This window comes from Streptomyces sp. NBC_01210, assembly GCF_036010325.1.
Classification (GTDB): domain Bacteria; phylum Actinomycetota; class Actinomycetes; order Streptomycetales; family Streptomycetaceae; genus Streptomyces.
On record NZ_CP108549.1, the window covers coordinates 5,986,738 to 6,002,888 of the forward strand.

At 69.4% G+C, this 16,151-nt stretch carries 13 protein-coding genes and 1 pseudogene; 3 read left to right on the forward strand and 11 right to left on the reverse strand.

Translation table 11 applies throughout. The features are described 5' to 3' along the window. Positions 1-5: 5 nt before the first annotated feature. Positions 6-377, forward strand: a complete 372-nt coding sequence (locus OG735_RS27445; protein ID WP_327325798.1) for a hypothetical protein — start codon at positions 6-8, stop codon at positions 375-377. A gap of 69 nt (positions 378-446) precedes the next feature. On the opposite strand, the gene OG735_RS27450 is transcribed toward OG735_RS27445, so the two are convergent. Next, entirely contained in the window at positions 447-980 is a 534-nt protein-coding gene (locus OG735_RS27450; RefSeq protein WP_327325799.1) for an alkyl hydroperoxide reductase, read from the reverse strand. 6 nt (positions 981-986) lie between these two features. After that, complete coding sequence (locus tag OG735_RS27455) at positions 987-1,541, reverse strand: peroxiredoxin (protein WP_327325800.1); 555 nt, start codon at positions 1,539-1,541, stop codon at positions 987-989. Between the two features lie 130 nt (positions 1,542-1,671). Between OG735_RS27455 and OG735_RS27460 the strand changes: the two genes are divergently transcribed. Next, the gene (locus tag OG735_RS27460; RefSeq protein ID WP_327325801.1) at positions 1,672-2,646 is read left to right on the forward strand and encodes a LysR substrate-binding domain-containing protein; all 975 of its coding nucleotides are present in this window, start codon (positions 1,672-1,674) and stop codon (positions 2,644-2,646) included. Between the two features lie 40 nt (positions 2,647-2,686). On the opposite strand, the pseudogene OG735_RS27465 reads toward OG735_RS27460, so the two are convergent. The 5 genes and pseudogenes from OG735_RS27465 to OG735_RS27490 form a co-directional block, all read right to left on the reverse strand. Continuing rightward, a pseudogene (locus tag OG735_RS27465) lies at positions 2,687-5,027 on the reverse strand (FtsX-like permease family protein). After that, positions 5,024-5,710, reverse strand: coding sequence for an ABC transporter ATP-binding protein (locus OG735_RS27475; protein ID WP_327325803.1), 687 nt, complete (start codon positions 5,708-5,710; stop codon positions 5,024-5,026). The pseudogene OG735_RS27465 and the gene OG735_RS27475 overlap by 4 nt, the downstream one beginning before the upstream one ends. Then, entirely contained in the window at positions 5,707-6,231 is a 525-nt protein-coding gene (locus OG735_RS27480) for a PadR family transcriptional regulator (RefSeq protein WP_327325804.1), read from the reverse strand. Before OG735_RS27480 ends, OG735_RS27475 begins: the two co-directional genes overlap by 4 nt. A 169-nt stretch (positions 6,232-6,400) precedes the next feature. Beyond that, positions 6,401-6,673: a hypothetical protein gene (locus tag OG735_RS27485; protein WP_389560198.1), complete on the reverse strand. Its 273-nt coding sequence runs from the start codon at positions 6,671-6,673 to the stop codon at positions 6,401-6,403. Further along, entirely contained in the window at positions 6,619-7,554 is a 936-nt protein-coding gene (locus OG735_RS27490; RefSeq protein WP_327325806.1) for an SPFH domain-containing protein, read from the reverse strand. Before OG735_RS27490 ends, OG735_RS27485 begins: the two co-directional genes overlap by 55 nt. Before the next feature lie 266 nt (positions 7,555-7,820). Between OG735_RS27490 and OG735_RS27495 the strand changes: the two genes are divergently transcribed. After that, entirely contained in the window at positions 7,821-10,046 is a 2,226-nt protein-coding gene (locus OG735_RS27495) for a transglycosylase domain-containing protein (protein ID WP_327325807.1), read from the forward strand. 129 nt (positions 10,047-10,175) lie between these two features. On the opposite strand, the gene OG735_RS27500 is transcribed toward OG735_RS27495, so the two are convergent. The 4 genes from OG735_RS27500 to OG735_RS27515 all read right to left on the reverse strand — a co-directional run bounded on the left by OG735_RS27500 (position 10,176) and on the right by OG735_RS27515 (position 16,075). Then, on the reverse strand, positions 10,176-11,639 hold the full coding sequence (locus OG735_RS27500) for a catalase (protein ID WP_327325808.1): 1,464 nt from the start codon (positions 11,637-11,639) through the stop codon (positions 10,176-10,178). Positions 11,640-11,764: 125 nt separating this feature from the next. Beyond that, positions 11,765-13,615, reverse strand: a complete 1,851-nt coding sequence (locus tag OG735_RS27505; protein WP_327325809.1) for a SpoIIE family protein phosphatase — start codon at positions 13,613-13,615, stop codon at positions 11,765-11,767. 320 nt (positions 13,616-13,935) lie between these two features. Beyond that, positions 13,936-14,613, reverse strand: coding sequence for a cytidylyl-2-hydroxypropylphosphonate hydrolase (gene fomD, locus OG735_RS27510; RefSeq protein ID WP_327325810.1), 678 nt, complete (start codon positions 14,611-14,613; stop codon positions 13,936-13,938). Between the two features lie 58 nt (positions 14,614-14,671). After that, positions 14,672-16,075, reverse strand: a complete 1,404-nt coding sequence (locus tag OG735_RS27515) for a class II fumarate hydratase (RefSeq protein WP_442812500.1) — start codon at positions 16,073-16,075, stop codon at positions 14,672-14,674. Positions 16,076-16,151: the final 76 nt, after the last annotated feature.

Sequence of the window (16,151 nt, forward strand, 5' to 3'; positions counted from 1 at the left end):
CCACCGTGCGATCACTGCGCACCTGGGTGCTGCTCGTCCTGGCCGCCGTCCCCGCGCTGCTGTTCGGCAGCGCGGGGACGGCCCAGGCGCACCCCTTCGGCACACCGCCCGTCGTCAAGGCCGAGGCGAGGGGCCCGGCCGTGGAAGCGGCCTGGTCCGCGCAGAAGGACGCCGCCTTCGGCGCCGGTATGGCCCTGGCGCTCACCGGCGTCGGCATGATCGTGCTGCGCGGCCGTGACGTGCTGCTGGACCGCGTCTCCCGTCCCCCGGCGCTGCGCACCTGGACCCGGAGGGTTCCGCTCTTCGCGGCCTCGGCGGTGGTGGCCTCAGGCGCAGTGGCCTCGGCGCTGGCGGCGGGCCAACTCCTCGCACCGTAAAGCCCGTTCACGACAAGGCGCCCCGTCCGGCTCACAGCCGGGCGGGGCGCCCTTGTCGCAGCGCGGGGCTCAGTCCGCGAGCACAGCTTCCGCGTCCAGCGTCGTACCCACGGCCTGGATCACCGCGGCGATCTTGAAGGACTCCTGGATCGTCTCGCGGTCCACGCCGGCCTTGCGGAGCACCTGCTCGTGCGAGTCGAGGCACTGGCCGCAGCCGTTGATGGCGGAGACGGCGAGCGACCACAGCTCGAAGTCGACCTTCTCCACACCCGGGTTGCCGATCACGTTCATCCGCAGACCGGCGCGCAGCGTCCCGTACTCCGGGTCCGACAGCAGATGCCGGGTCCGGTAGAAGACGTTGTTCATCGCCATGACCGCGGCGGCGGACTTGGCGGCGGTGTACGCCTCCGGGGAGAGGTTGGCCTTGGCCTCGGGCTCCAGCTCGCGCAGTACCTTCGCTGAGCGCGAGGCGATCGCGCAGGCCAGGACGGTGCCCCAGAGCTGCTGCTGCGGCAGCTCGCTGTTGCCGATCACCGAACCGAGGTTCAGCTTCAGGTCCTTGGCGTAGTCCGGTACCGAAGCCTTGAGTTCATCGAGGGACATATCGGATCACTCGCCCGACAGCAGCGCGACCGGGTCGAGGGTGTTCTCGCCCTTGGTCCAGTTGCACGGGCACAGCTCGTCGGTCTGCAGGGCGTCGAGCACCCGCAGGACCTCCTTGGGGTTACGGCCGACGGAGCCGGCGGTCACCATGGTGAACTGGATCTCGTTGTTCGGGTCGACGATGAAGACGGCGCGCTGCGCGAAGCCGTCCTCGCCCTCGATGCCGAGGTCGCGCATCAGCTCGTGCTTGGAGTCGGCCAGCATCGGGAAGGGCAGGTCACGCAGGTCCGCGTGGTCCTTGCGCCAGGCGTGGTGGACGAACTCGGAGTCGCCGGAGAAGCCGAGTATCTGGGCGTCACGGTCGGCGAACTCGTCGTTCAGCTTGCCGAAGGCCGCGATCTCGGTGGGGCAGACGAAGGTGAAGTCCTTGGGCCACGCGAAAAGGACCTTCCACTTGCCCTCGTAGGACTTGTGGTTGATCTCCTCGAACTCCTTGCCGGCCTCCAGTGAGACGCAGGCAGTCAGTTCGAACGTGGGGAACTGGTCACCAACAGTGAGCACGCGCTCTCCTTGCAGAAAGGAATTCCCTTTTGAGGTCTTCCGGGGGGTTGGACGGATCTTGATACTGGCACAGAGTGCATTGATCGCGGAAATAGCTAGACTCGGTCATCGCGATCGGAGGTGCCTATCAGTGTCCACCAGTAATGTCGGCAATGCCGTTAATAGGGGAAGTTCCAGAGGTAAGCAGCCCAGCCTGGCGCAGCTGCGCGCCTTCGCCGCCGTGGCCGAGCATCTGCACTTTCGGGACGCCGCGGCCGCAATCGGGATGAGTCAGCCCGCACTGTCCGGTGCTGTATCGGCACTGGAGGAGGCACTCGGTGTCCAGCTCCTGGAGCGTACGACCCGCAAGGTGCTGCTCTCGTCGGCCGGAGAGCGGCTGGCCGTGCGGGCCAAGGCTGTGCTGGACGCGGTCGGTGAGCTGCTGGAGGAGGCCGAGGCGGTACGTGCCCCGTTCACCGGGGTGCTCCGGCTCGGCGTGATCCCGACCGTCGCCCCGTATCTGCTGCCGACCGTGCTGCGCCTGGTGCATGAGAACTACCCGGACCTCGACCTCCAGGTCCACGAGGAGCAGACGTCCTCGCTGCTGGAGGGGCTCGCGGCAGGGCGGCTCGATCTGCTGCTGCTCGCCGTGCCGCTCGGGGTCCCGGGCGTGAGCGAGCTGCCGCTGTTCGACGAGGACTTTGTGCTGGTCACGCCCGAGGACCACTGGCTGGGTGGCCGCCAGGACATTCCGCGCAAGGCCCTGCGCGAACTGCATCTGCTGCTGCTCGACGAGGGCCACTGTCTGCGCGACCAGGCGCTCGACATCTGCCGGGAGGCCGGCCGTACCGACGGCGCTCCGGTGTCGACGACGGCCGCGGGCCTGTCCACGCTGGTGCAGCTGGTCGCCGGCGGGCTCGGAGTGACGCTGCTGCCGCGTACGGCGGTCGAGGTGGAGACGGGCCGGGCGGGCAGGCTGCAGACGGCGTACTTCGCCGAACCCGCCCCCGCACGCACTGTCGCCCTGGCGATGCGCGCGGGCGCGGCACGCCAGGGCGAATTCGAGGAGTTCGCACAGGCCCTGCGGGACGCGATGCGCGCGCTGCCGGTGCGGGTGCTCGACTGACCGCTCCGTACTGCCCCGGGCTGCGTCGTACGCCCTTGTGCTACTCCGTACGCAGTCCGTCCGGGCGCATCATGCGCCACAGCGGCGGCAGGCTGAGCACCGTCACCAGCAGAATCAGCGCGGCCCCGACGCCGGTGATCGGCAGGAAGGCCCACCAGTCGGCGACCTGCTTGTCGACCAGCTTCAGCAGGACAAGACCGAGCCCGATGCCACCCGTGACCGCGAGGGCGAGACCCAGCACGATCGGCACGGCGGTCTGCCACAGCACCGACCAGCTCAGAGTGGCGCGCCGGGTGCCGAAGGCGACCAGCACCGACAGCAGCCGCTTGCGGTCGCGGAGCTGTTCCAGCGTGGAGACGAGCATGGACGCGGCGATCAGCAGCATCGTCGCGGTCGCGCCGACGAAGAGACCGGTGCGCACGCTGGAGAACTGGCTGTCACGCTCGAAGTTCTGCAGCGTGGAGACGCTGGTCAGCGGGTCGATGGCGGCCGCGCTGTTACGGGCGTACTCGGCCGCCTCGGGCACGTCGGGGTCCAGCCGGATCATCGCCTTGGCCATCGGGCTCATCAGCTTCGACACATCGATGGTGGACGGCGTCGCCATGACGCCGAAGGAGACCTGACCCACCGGGTCGGTACGCGAGTCCACCGTCCTGGCGGATGCGGGGATACGCCACAGCACCGGTTTGGTCGACTTCGCCTCGCCTCCGGGGTCGAACTGCTCCGAGTTGAGGTTGACCTGGGCGCCGGGCCGGGCAGTCTTGGCGAGAAATTCGTCCGGCGGTCCCTGATTGCCGTGCGTACGGGCGATGAAGACGTCGCCGTCCTTGCAGGAGGGCAGCTTCGCCAGCTCCCGCAGCGACGGGCAGTCGGCGACAGTGATCTGGGTGGAGGGGATGTAGCCCTCGCCCGCGCGTATCGGTCCCGGCCGGTCGACGGACGCCTGGATCATCCCGATCACGCCGGCGACGCCCTTGGTCGCCGAGTACTTCTCGATCATCTTGCGCGCCACGGAGCCGTCCGTGGCCTTCGCGCTCGTCTCGAGCTGGGCGCGGGCCGCGTCCATGCCGGTCGGCTTCATGAAGTCGCTCTGCACGGAGCTGAAGAGCATCTGCAGCGCGATGGCGCCGGCCGCCGCGACGACGATGCCGCTCACCGCACGGGCCGCCGTTCCGCTGCTCAACTGGAGCCGTCGTACCGCAAGTTGCCAGGGCACGGGCCCGCCGCGCAGTCGGCCGACCACTGCCTCGACCAGCCACGGCAGCAGCGCGGTGACCCCGGTCAGGACCAGCAGCGCGCCGCCGGCGATCTGATAGGTGGCGATCTCGGTGTCCCCCAGGCCGACCCGGCCCGACTGGGGCAGCAGCAGGGCGAGACCGGCGGCCGGCATCAGCAGCCGCCACCACAGTCGGCGCCGCCGCGGAGCGGTGTTCCGTACGACGCCGAGCGGCTCGATCGTCACACCACGCAGCGTGAAGAGGATGACGGCGATCGCGGATGCCGGTACGGCGACGGCGATCAGCGCGGTCAGCACCGGGCTCGGCACGATGTCGGAGGGGAAGGCGTTGACGTTCCAGATGGTCACCGAGCCGATGAACTGCCGTATCAGCGCGAGGAATCCGGCGCCCGCGACCAGCCCGAGCAGCGCGCCGCACAGTGACTCACCGGCCGCGATCCGCCGTGTCATCGCCTGATCGGAGCCGACCAGCCGGAGTGCGGCGAGCCGCCGGTCGCACTGCTCGCCGCCGAACCGCACGGCGGTGGCGATGAACACGGCCACCGGCAGGAGCAGGGCCACACAGGCCATCACGATGACGAGCAGGAGCACGGCGCTCATCGGGTCGTCCTTGCCCTGGTTGCCGCCGTAGCTGTCCGCGCGCCAGTCGGCCGCCACCCTGGGGAGGGTGGAACTGCCCGCGTAGGCCGCGGTCCCCGATGGTGGCGGTGACCCGGTACGGCAGCCGGTCCTTCAGCAGCGCCCCTTCGGGGGAGCTGAGCAGGTCGGCGAGGGCGGGGGAGACGGCCATCTCGCCGGGGCCCGGCAGCTTCGCCAGGCCGGGCGGCGCCGGGGCGTCGCCGCCGTCGGGCCGGAACACGGCGCCGTTGACGGTGTCGCCGCGGTAGAGCGTGCTGGTCCGGGCGAAGAGGAACGAGCGCTCGGAACGCTTCACCTCGTCGTTGAAGGTGACCGCGCGGTCCGCCTCGCGGGTGTCGCGGCTCTCGATGAGATGTGGCACGGACGCGGCGACCAGTAGCAGGGAGACGCCCAGGCCGACGCCGATGGCGGTGAGGATCGTACGGGTCCAGCCGCGCCGGCCGCCGGTGACGGCGAACCGGGCGCCCAGGGTGAGATCCCGTATCCAGGTGGCGCCGCCGCTCATGCCACGCCCGCCATGTCGCGCACCTTGCCGTCGCGGACGATGACCTCGCGGTCGGAGTACGCGGCCACCCGGGCCTCGTGCGTCACCAGGACGACCGCGGCGTTGGTGTCCCGGGCAGCGTCGGTGAGCAGCTCCATCACCCGCTCGCCGTTGAGTGAGTCGAGGGCGCCGGTCGGCTCGTCGGCGAAGAGCACCCGCGGCGAGGTGACCAGCGCGCGGGCGACCGCGACCCGCTGGCCCTGGCCGCCGGAGACCTCGCCGGGCCGCTTGTTGCCGATCTCGGCGACTTCGAGGCGCTCCATCCACTCCAGTGCGGTGCGCTCGGCCTCCTTGCGCCGGGTGCCGTTCAGCCGAAGTGGCAGCGCGACGTTCTCGGTGCAGGTCAGCTCGGGAACGAGCTGGCCGAACTGGAAGACGAAGCCGTAGTCGCTGCGGCGCAGTGCGCTCCGTGCGGCGTCCGACATCGCGGAGAGGTCGCGCCCGCTGTAGCTGATCGACCCGGAGTCGGGCCGGACTATCCCGGCGAGGCAGTGGAGCAGGGTCGATTTGCCGGAGCCGGAGGGCCCCATGACGGCGACGACCTCGCCGGCGTGGATGGAGAAGGACGCGCCGTCGAGGGCGGGGGTGGGGCCGTACGCCTTGTGCAGGTCGGCGGCGACGAGGAGGGAGCCTGCGGGGATCATCCGCGCACCTCCTTGGCGAGCTGGTCGAGCCGGGCACCGGTCAGTTCCAGCCAGCGCAGATCGGCTTCGAGGTGGAAGAGGGCGTGGTCGCAGATGAGCTGGTCGGCGAGGTCACCGCGGCGCTTGCGGTCGGTAAGGATACGCATCAGCCGCAGATGCTCGGCTCGCTGCCCATCAAGGAGATCGGCGGCGCTGCGGCCGGTGAGCAGCGCGAGGACGACCTTGGTGTAGAGGGTCGACTGGAGGTACGGCTCGGGCTTCTCGGGCTGCGCGAGCCACTGGGTGACATCGGTGATCCCGGCGTCGGTGATGGCGTAGCGCTTGCGTTCGGGGCCGCCGCCGGCCTCGATGCCGTCGACCTCGACGAGGCCGTTCTTGAGGAGGCGGGACATGGTCGAGTAGACCTGCCCGTAGTGGAGGGGCCGGTCGTGGCCGAACTTCTCGTCGAAGGCGCGCTTGAGGTCGTAGCCGTGGCGCGGGCCGGACTCGAGGAGCCCGAGGAGTGTGTGACCGATGGACATGCGCGGCACTCTACACGGTGTGTATACCTGCTGTGTATACCTGATGCGGGGATCTGCGGGCTCCGCCCCGGACCTCGCGCCTCAATCGCCGGCTGGGCTGAATTTCAGCCCGTCCGGCGATTGAGGACCCGAGCGAAGGTCGTACGGGGGCTGGGGGCTTGCCCCAGGGCTATTCCCCCTCGTCCCCCGGCGCAGCCCTCGGCGGGCGCCCCCGCCGGGGGATCGGGCCGGCGCTGCCCGGCAAGCGGCCCGCGTCCGACAAGGCGCGACGGAGGATGAACTCGATCTGCGCGTTCGCGCTGCGCAGCTCGTCCGACGCCCACCGCGCCACCGCCTCGTACACGGCAGGATCCAGCCGCAGCAGCACCTGCTTCCGCTCGGGCGGCGTCACTGGTAGAGCGACCCTGTGTTGAGGACAGGTTGCGGCGCGCGGTCGCCGCACAGCACCACCATCAGGTTCGACACCATGGCTGCCTTGCGCTCCGTGTCGAGCTCGACGATGTCCTGTTCCGTGATCCTGGCCAGCGCCGCCTCGACCATGCCGACCGCGCCGTCCACGATCTGCCGCCGCGCCGCCACCACCGCGCCCGCCTGCTGGCGCTGCAGCATCGCGGACGCGATCTCCGGGGCGTACGCGAGATGCGTGAAGCGGGACTCGATGATGTGTACGCCGGCCGCTTCCACGCGCGCGTGCAGCTCGACCGCCAGCTTCTCGGTGATCTCCTCCGCGTTGCCGCGCAGCGACAGGCCGTCCTCGTCGTGCGCGTCGTAGGGGTACTCGATCGCGATGTGCCGCACCGCCGCCTCCGTCTGGGTGGAGACGAACTCCAGGAAGTCGTCCACCTCGAACATCGCCTGCGCCGTATCCTCGACCTTCCACACGACCACCGCGGCGAGCTCGATCGGGTTGCCGTAGGCGTCGTTCACCTTCAGAACCGCGGTCTCGTGGTTCCGTACCCGCGTCGAGATCTTGACCCGCGAGGTGAACGGGTTGACCCAGCGCAGGCCGTCCGTACGGATCGTGCCCCGGTAGCGCCCGAAGAGCTGGACCACCCGCGCCTCGCCCGGTGCGACCGTGTTCAGCCCGCACATCGCGACGAACGCGGCGATCCCGACCACGACGCCGAGCAGGATCAGCGCCACCTTCGCGCCGGTCGCGCCGATCGCCGCCCCCGCGACGACGAGCACGACCCCGGCGGCTATTCCGAGCAGCCCCAGCAGTAGAGCGGCGCCCCCGCCGATGCTGTGCGCCGGAAATTCACGAACCTGTGGCGTCGGCATCTCCGGCAGGTCTTCCACGGTTGGTGTGCTGGTGGCAGGCATGATGGCTCCCCGTTTCCGGGGTCGGCGACAGCCGCCGACCCTCTAGCAAAGTGATATCACTTTAACGCGCATCGCAACCCTGTGCACCTCTCATGAGTCGGTTCCATGAGACGGGGTGCTGATTCTCACGTCCGGAAAAGACCGGATCGATGGCTCTTTGTCTGTGTGAGCGGTGTTAGCTTTCTGAGCTGATTCCGGCCCGATGCCGGGCCGATAGCGCAAGCACGACCAGCGAAAACAGTGACTACGAGCGGAGCAGCGAAGCGATGGGCCGAGCGGAAGCGCGACAAGCCCGGCAGCGCGGGGCGCGCCGGGCGAAGAAAGCAAAGCCCACTGGCATACGGCGCTTCTTCACCTGGAGGAAGCTGCTCGGCACCTTCTTCGGCCTCTGCCTGCTGGCGATGGGCGCCTTCTTCGTGATCTATCTGCTCGTGCCCGTGCCCGAGGCCAACGCCCAGGCCGAGATGCAGAGCAACGTCTACAAGTACAGCGACGGCAAGATCCTCGCCCGCACCGGCAAGATCAACCGTGAGATCGTCGGGCTCGAGAAGATCCCCAAGGAAGTCCAGGACACCTTCGTCGCCGCGGAGAACAAGACCTTCTACAAGGACTCCGGAGTCGACTTCAAGGGCACCGCCCGCGGCGTGATGAACACCCTCACGGGCAAGGGCAAGCAGGGTGGCTCGACCATCACCCAGCAGTACGTCAAGAACTACTACCTGAACCAGGACCAGACGGTCACCCGCAAGCTCAAAGAGCTCGTGATCTCGCTCAAGGTGGACCAGAAGAAGGAAAAGTCCGAGATCCTCGCCGGGTACATCAACACCAGCTACTACGGCCGCAACGCGTACGGAATCCAGGCCGCGGCCCAGGCGTACTACGGCGTCGACGCGTCCAAGCTGAACGTCGCCCAGGGCGCGTATCTCGCCGCTCTGCTCCAGGCCCCGAGCCAGTACGACTGGGCGGTCGCCACGGACACCGGCAAGAAGCTGGTCCGCGCGCGGTGGAACTACGTACTCAACAACATGGTCGAGGAGGAGTGGCTGGACTCCGGCGAGCGCACCGGCCTGAAGTTCCCCGTGCCCAAGGCACCGAAGGCCGCCCCCGGCATGGAGGGCCAGACCGGCTACCTCGTCGACGCGGCCAACGCCGAGCTGGAGCGCAGCCAGGGCATCAGCGAGGAGGAGATCAAGGCCGGCGGCTGGACGATCACCCTCAACATCGACGAGAAGCACCAGAAGGCACTGGTCAAGGCGGTCGACAAGCAGCTCGAGGAGAAGCTCGAGCGCAAGAAGGACAAGGCCGACGCGACCGTCCAGGCGGGTGCGACCTCCGTCGACCCGAAGACCGGCCATATCGTCGCCCTCTACGGCGGCATCGGCGCCACCGAGCACTGGCTGTCCAACGCCACCCGCCGCGACTACCAGCCCGCCTCGACTTTCAAGCCCGTCGTCCTCGCCTCGGCCATCGAGAACGGGGCCGAGACCCAGGACGGCGCGAAGATCGGCCTGAACACCAAGTACGACGGCACCAGCAAGCGGCCGGTGAAGGGCAGCGACACCCCCTTCGCGCCGGAGAACGAGGACGACAAGGACTACGGCCCGGTCAGCGTCCAGCGGGCGACGAACAGCTCGATCAACTCCGTCTTCGCGCAGATGATCGTGGATGTCAGCCCGGGGAAGGTGAAGAAGACCGCGATTGCCATGGGCATGAAGGACGGCAAGGACTTCCCGGAGCGGCCCGCGATGTCGCTCGGCACGATGGGCGCCTCCACCTGGGACATGGCCGGGGTGTACGCGACCCTCGACAACCACGGCAAGAAGGTCACGCCGACGATCGTGAAGTCCGCCGAGCGCCAGTCCCGCAAGGCTGAGCCGAAGGATTCCTCGATCGGCGACCAGGCGATCAGCCGCGAGGCGGCGGACACCACGACGGCGGCCATGACGGGCGTCGTGAAGTCCGGCTCGGGCACGAACGCGGCCGGCGACTACGAGGCGGCGGGCAAGACCGGTACCTCGGAGAACAACCGCTCGGCCTGGTTCGTGGGTTACACCCCCGAGCTGGTCACCGCTGTCGCCCTGTTCGGCGAGGACCCCAAGGGCGGGCAGGTCACGCTGACCAACACCGTCAACGAGGGCCGCGCCAACGGTGGTGGCGTCCCGGCGAAGATCTGGCAGCAGTACACGACGGGAGCCCTCGACGACGAGGCCGCCGCCGCCGAGTTCGACCTCGACATCGAAGAGGGCGCGACAGCGGACCCGGACCCGACGCCGACGGAGGCCCCGTCCGAGACGCCCTCGCAGACCCCGTCCAAGACGCCGACGGACGAACCGACGAGCACGCCGACGAGGACGCCCACCAAGACGCCGACGGAGGATCCGACGCAGACGCCGAGCATTACGCCATCGGGTCCGCCGAGCTTCACCCCGCCGACCGACCCGGGCGGTGACCCCGGCGGGACAGACGGCACCGGCGGCAGGGTCAAGCCCTGACGGCAACATCAAGCCCGGCAACGTCAGGCGCTGACCGCAGTCTCAGGCCCTGACCGCGACCTCGGGCGACACGTACGACAGTGCCCGCGGCACCCGTATCCGGGACCGCGGGCACTGTCGTACTCCCTGTCAGCCGCCGTTCACCTTGTGGGCGATACGGTCGCCGATCTTCTTGTCGATGTTGCGCCAGTACTGCAGCGCCCGGTCCAGGACCGGCCGGGTCACGCCGTCCTTCAGATGTCCGCTGACGTTCGACACCAGTCGCTCACGGGCCGCGTCGTCCAGCACATGGCGGACCATGCTCCCCGGCTGGCCCCAGTCGTCGTCCTCGCGGTGCGGCTTGTACGCCTCGCGCACCAGCTCTCCCGCGGCCTCCCAGCTCGCCGGTTCGCCGAAGCGCTGGAAGTCGGCGGCGGGACCGCCGTAGGAGTTCGGCGCGTACGGCCTCGCGGCGTTCGACGCCACGTACCGCATCGGGCCGTCCTTGGCATACGAGTTCACCGACGTGTGCGGCCGGTTGGGCGGCAGCTGGGCGTAGTTCGGGCCGATCCGGTACCGGTGGGTGTCCGGGTACGAGAAGAGCCGTCCGAGCAGCATCTTGTCCGGCGACGGGCCGATGCCCGGCACCATGTTCGACGGTTCGAAGGCCGCCTGCTCGATGTGGATGAAGTAGTCGTCCGGATTCCTGTTGAGCGTCATCCGGCCGACGTCGATCAGGGGGTAGTCCCCGTGCGGCCACACCTTGGTCAGGTCGAAGGGATTGAAGCGGTAGTCCGCCGCGTCCTCGAACGGCATGATCTGGACCTTGAGGCTCCAGCTCGGCGCGTTTCCGGACTCGATCGACTCGTACAGATCGCGGCGGTGCTTGTCCGCGTCCGTGCCGGCCAGCTCGTCGGCCTCGGCCTGTGTGAGGAAGTCGATGCCCTGGTCGGTCTTGAAGTGGTACTTCACCCAGAACCGCTCGCCCCCGCCGTTGATCCACATGTAGGTGTGGGAGCTGTAGCCGTTCATATGGCGGTAGGTCTTCGGAACGCCGCGGTCGCCCATCAGCCACGTCACCTGGTGCGCGGACTCGGGGGACAGCGTCCAGAAGTCCCACTGCATGTCGTTGTTGCGCAGCCCGGTGGCCGGGTGGCGCTTCTGGGACCTGATGAAGTCCTGGAACTTGATCGTGTCGCGTACGAAGAAGACCGGCGTGTTGTTGCCGACCATGTCGTAGTTGCCGTGTTCGGTGTAGAACTTCAGCGCGAAGCCGCGGGGGTCACGCCAGGTGTCGGGGGAGCCCTGCTCACCCGCGACGGTGGAGAAGCGGGCCAGCATCTCGGTGCGCTTGCCCGGCTGGAAGAGGTCCGCCCTGGTGAACTGGCTGACGTCATTGGTGACTTCGAAGGTGCCGTACGCTCCCGCGCCCTTCGCGTGCACCACCCGCTCGGGGACCCGCTCCCGGTTGAACTGGGCCATCTTCTCGATGAGGTAGTGGTCCTGGAGCAGGATCGGGCCGTCGGGTCCCACGGTGAGCGAATGCTCGTCGCTCTCCACCGGGATGCCGACATTGTTGGTCGTGTACGGGGCCTTCGGGGATGACTCGGTCACGAGCGTCCTCCCGTCGATAGAGGGATTGAGGTCGCATCGGCCGCGTGCCCCAGTCAACTCCCACGACACCCTGTCGGCAACATTTGGACAGGGTCCAGATCTGGCCCCAGTACGGGCTCTGCCGGCTACGCGGGAGTGGGCAGCTCGAACCACACCACCTTGCCGGTCGACAGGCGGGTCGCTCCCCACCGTCTGGCCAGCCGGTTCACCAGGAACAGTCCTCTTCCGCCCTCGTCCGTGTCCCGGGCCCGGCGCTGCCTCGGCAGCTGCGGAGAGTCGTCGCCGACCTCGCACCGCAGTACGTCCGTACGCAGCAGCCGCAGCGTCACCGGCCGCTCGGCGTACCGCACGGCATTGGTCACCACCTCGCTGACCAGCAGCTCCACCGAGTCGCTCAGCTCCTCCAGGCCCCAGCGGTTCAGCGCCCGCCGGGCCAGCCTCCTGGCCCGGCCCGGAGCCGCGTCCTCGGGCTCCAGGAACCAGTAGGCGACATCGCTCGGTGCGATCCCGTCGAAGCGGGCCGCGAGCAGCGCGATGTCGTCGTCCCGGTCGCCCGGGCCGAGAACGTCCAGCACGTCGTCGCAGAGCGCCTCAAGCGGTGGCGAATGATCCGGACCGGTGAGCTGGGCGGTGGCGGCGAGCCGCTCCCGCAGCTGCTCGATCCCCGTCCACACATCCCGCAGCCGGGACTCGACCAGGCCGTCGGTGTACAGCAGCAGGGTCGCGCCGGCCGGGGCGTCCAGCTCCACGGCCTCGAAGTCCACACCGCCCACGCCGATGGGTGCGCCGGGCGGTACACGCAGCACCTCGGCCCGCCCGCCCAGGTGCAGCAGGATGGGCGGCGGGTGGCCGGCGTTGGCGATGGTGATGCGGTGCGAGACGGGGTCGTACACGGCGTAGAGGCAGGTGGCCATGCGGTCCGTGCCGAGCCGCTGGGCCTGCTCGTCCAGATGGTGCAGAACCTCCTGCGGCGGCAGATCGAGACCGGCCAGGGTCTGCGCGGTGGTGCGCAGCTGGCCCATGATCGCGGCGGAGGTCATGGAGTGCCCCATGACGTCGCCGACCACCAGCGCCACCCGGCTGCCCGGCAACGGGATCGCGTCGTACCAGTCGCCGCCGACCCGGGCGGTCTCGGCGGCCGGGAGGTAGCGGGACGCGAGACGGACGCCGGTCGGCTGCGGGAGCGAGTCGGGCAGCATGGTGCGCTGCAGCTCGTCGGCGATGTACGCCTCACGTCCGTACAGCACGGCCTTGTCGATGCCGAGCGCGGTGTGCGTCGCCAACTGGGCGGCGACCAGAAGGTCGTTGGGCTCGAATGCGGGCCGGTCCGGCCGGCGGAGGAAGACGGCCGCGCCGATCACCCGCCGCCTGCCGCGGAGCGGGGCGAGTATCGCGCGATGTCCGCTCGGTACGGTGCGGTCGGCGCCGAGCAGCTCGGGCAGGGCGGCCCGGGCGGCCGCGGAGTCGCCGAAGACGGGCCGTACGCCGCGCAGCACCTCGGAGAGCGCACCACCGGACCGCACCTCGCACAGCTCGGCGGCAGGCATGAGGTCGGTCTGCGGGTCTACGACCGGGATGGGGGCGGCGGTGCCGAGATCGGCGTCCTCACCTGCTAAACGCAGCCGGTCGGTGCGGCGCAGCCGCAACACGAACGGCGAGACCGGCCGCTCGTCGCCCACCGGCAGCGGGCTGCGGAGATAGACGAGAATCGCGTCCGAGAAGGTCGGCACGGTCGCCCGGCACAGCCCGAGCACGATCTCGTCGAGGTCTATTCCGCGCGCGATCCTGCGGGTGGCGGCCCCCACGAAACGCAGTCGGTCGCCCTCGCGGCGGGCGGTCCCCGCAAGGTCCTGCGGCGGACCGGCCGGCGGGGGCACGCTCGAGCCGCCGGTCGCCTCGGACCGCGGCCGGGTGCGTTCATGCGGCCGGGCAGCCAAGGGCTGCCGGCCTTCGTGGGAGGTGGGCTGCTCCGTCACGCGTGGGATTCCGTCCGTCCGGGCCGGTTGTGCGATGCAATCGCCTCGTGAGGCGGTATACCCGCTCTGCGGGCGGCGCCGACAGGATGGCAGGCATCCGGCACAGCTCCACCCCCTTGAAATGACTCGTGATGACTTACGGTCAGGCTGTGCCCTGCGCTCAATAGTTGCTCAAACGGCGCAGCCTTGCGGACGACGATCCTACGTTTGCCCCCTGGGGGCGCATCAAGAGTCTCACGAGGTCGTATGAGCTGGAGCGTGTTCCCGGACCGGAATCAGTCACTTCACCCGGCGTTCGCGCACAGACTCCTGACGCGGACTCAGGACGTCACCTGCGCCGCCGTACGGTCCCAGTCCGCCGGAAGCCGAGGCACCCGCCACGCCGGGTCCGGCCGCCAGCCCTCCCAGCCCGCGGAGAACGGCGCCTGCCAGGCCCGGATCGCCTCGACGGCCGCCTCCCCCGCCTCCCGTACGGACTGTGCCTTCTCCACGTCCATCAGGCCGACCCGCTGGGCCTCCGCGAACTCGTCCTCGTCCAGCCAGTGCCAGGTGCGGTCCGGGTGGACGGCAATGTCCAGGAAGTGATCCTCGGAGTCGACGCCGCCGGCCCAACGGACGTGCGGCTCCTCGAGGTTCACATACCAGTTCTTGAACCGCCAGCCGCGCTCCCAGAACAGCCAGACCGACCAGGGTTCACCGGGCCGCGCCAGCTTCAGTACGCCGGTGCCGAACCAGCGGGCGCGGGCGGTGGTGCGCGGTGCGGTGTAGCGGGTGACCAGCGGCTCCTGGTGCACCGGCGTGCCGTCCGCGAGTACCGGCTTCACGCACTCGGTGCCCGGCGCCATCCACACCGCGAGCAGCTCGTCGGTGTCCTCCACGACGGTCACGGGCCGGCAGATGTGGATGCCGCCGCCCGACAGATCCGGGGCATGGCCGCGGTAGCGCCAGAGGATGTGGTCCCCGGGCGCCCAGCGTGCGATGCGTTCCGTACCTGTCATGCGCAGATCTTAGGAGTACGGCCGGGGCCCCGCTGCGACGCAGGTCACGGCCACCGGCTCACGGATGTGTCATATGCAGCACGTCAAGGGCCTCGTCCAGATGCTCGAGGGTCAGCGCTCCACGCTCCACATAGCCGGACTCGAGGACGACCTCGCGGATCGTCTTCCGCTCGGCCAGCGACTTCTTGGCGACCTTCGCCGCCTCCTCGTACCCGATGTACTTGTTCAGCGGGGTGACGACGGCCGGCGAGGACTCCGCGTACTCACGGGCTCGCTCGACGTTCGCGGTGATGCCGTCGACGGTACGGTCCGCCAGCAGCCGCGAGGCATTGGCGAGGAGCCTCACCGACTCCAGCAGATTCTTGGCGATCACCGGCATCATGACGTTCAGCTCGAAGTTCCCGGCGGCGCCGGCCGCCGCGACCGTGGCGTCGTTGCCGGTCACCTGGGCCGCCACCATCAGCACGGCCTCCGGGATCACCGGGTTGACCTTGCCGGGCATGATCGAGGAGCCGGGCTGAAGGTCGGGGAGGCTGATCTCGGCGAGGCCGGTGCGCGGGCCCGATGCCATCCAGCGCAGGTCGTTGGAGATCTTGGTGAGCGAGACCGCGATCGTACGCAGCTGGCCGCTCGTCTCGACCAGCCCGTCGCGCGCACCCTGCGCCTCGAAATGGTTGCGGGCCTCGGTCAGCGGCAGCCCGGTCGCGCGGGCGACCTCGGCGATGACCGCGGCCGAGAAGCCGGGCGGGGTGTTGATGCCGGTGCCCACCGCCGTACCGCCGAGCGGGAGTTCGGCGAGGCGGGGGAGGGAGGCATTGAGCCGTTCCACGCCGTACCGGATCTGTGCGGCATAGCCGCCGAACTCCTGGCCCAGCGTGACGGGGGTGGCGTCCATCAGATGCGTACGGCCGGCTTTGACGACCAGTGAGAACTCGGACGCCTTGCGCTCCAGCGAGGCCGCCAGCTGCTCCAGCGCCGGGATCAGATCGCCCGTCACGGCCGCCGTCGCCGCGATGTGGATGGAGGAGGGGAAGACGTCGTTGGACGACTGGGACGCGTTCACATGGTCGTTGGGGTGCACATCGCGGCCGAGGCGCTCGGTGGCGAGCGTGGCGATGACCTCGTTGGTGTTCATGTTCGAGGAGGTGCCGGAACCGGTCTGGAAGACGTCCACCGGGAAGTGCTCGTCCCAGCGGCCCTCCGCGACCTCCGCGGCCGCGTCGGCGACGGCCTCCGCGATGTCCTTGTCGAGCACGCCCAGTTCGGCGTTGACCCGGGCTGCGGCCGCCTTGATCCGGGCCAGGGCCTCGATATGGGCCCGCTCCAGCCGCTGGCCGGACACGGGGAAGTTCTCCACCGCCCGCTGGGTCTGGGCCCGCCACTTGGCGTGCGCCGGTACCCGTACCTCACCCATGGAGTCGTGCTCGATCCGGTACTCGCTCGCGTCGTCCATCGCTGCCATGCCTCCTCGGAACTCTCAAAAAGATGAGCAGTTGTCTTGTTCTGACTATTCCCAACTGTGCTACTCGCCAGTAAAT

Excerpts from the sequence above, each read along its gene's own strand:
- OG735_RS27480 (WP_327325804.1), bottom strand. The coding sequence starts at position 6,231 with ATGTCCATCGGTCACACACTCCTCGGGCTCCTCGAGTCCGGCCCGCGC.
- OG735_RS27475 (WP_327325803.1), bottom strand. The coding sequence starts at position 5,710 with ATGATCCCCGCAGGCTCCCTCCTCGTCGCCGCCGACCTGCACAAGGCG.
- OG735_RS27490 (WP_327325806.1), bottom strand. The coding sequence starts at position 7,554 with ATGCCTGCCACCAGCACACCAACCGTGGAAGACCTGCCGGAGATGCCG.
- OG735_RS27450 (WP_327325799.1), bottom strand. The coding sequence starts at position 980 with ATGTCCCTCGATGAACTCAAGGCTTCGGTACCGGACTACGCCAAGGAC.
- fomD (WP_327325810.1), bottom strand. The coding sequence starts at position 14,613 with ATGACAGGTACGGAACGCATCGCACGCTGGGCGCCCGGGGACCACATC.
- OG735_RS27515 (WP_442812500.1), bottom strand. The coding sequence starts at position 16,075 with ATGGCAGCGATGGACGACGCGAGCGAGTACCGGATCGAGCACGACTCC.
- OG735_RS27495 (WP_327325807.1), top strand. The coding sequence starts at position 7,821 with ATGGGCCGAGCGGAAGCGCGACAAGCCCGGCAGCGCGGGGCGCGCCGG.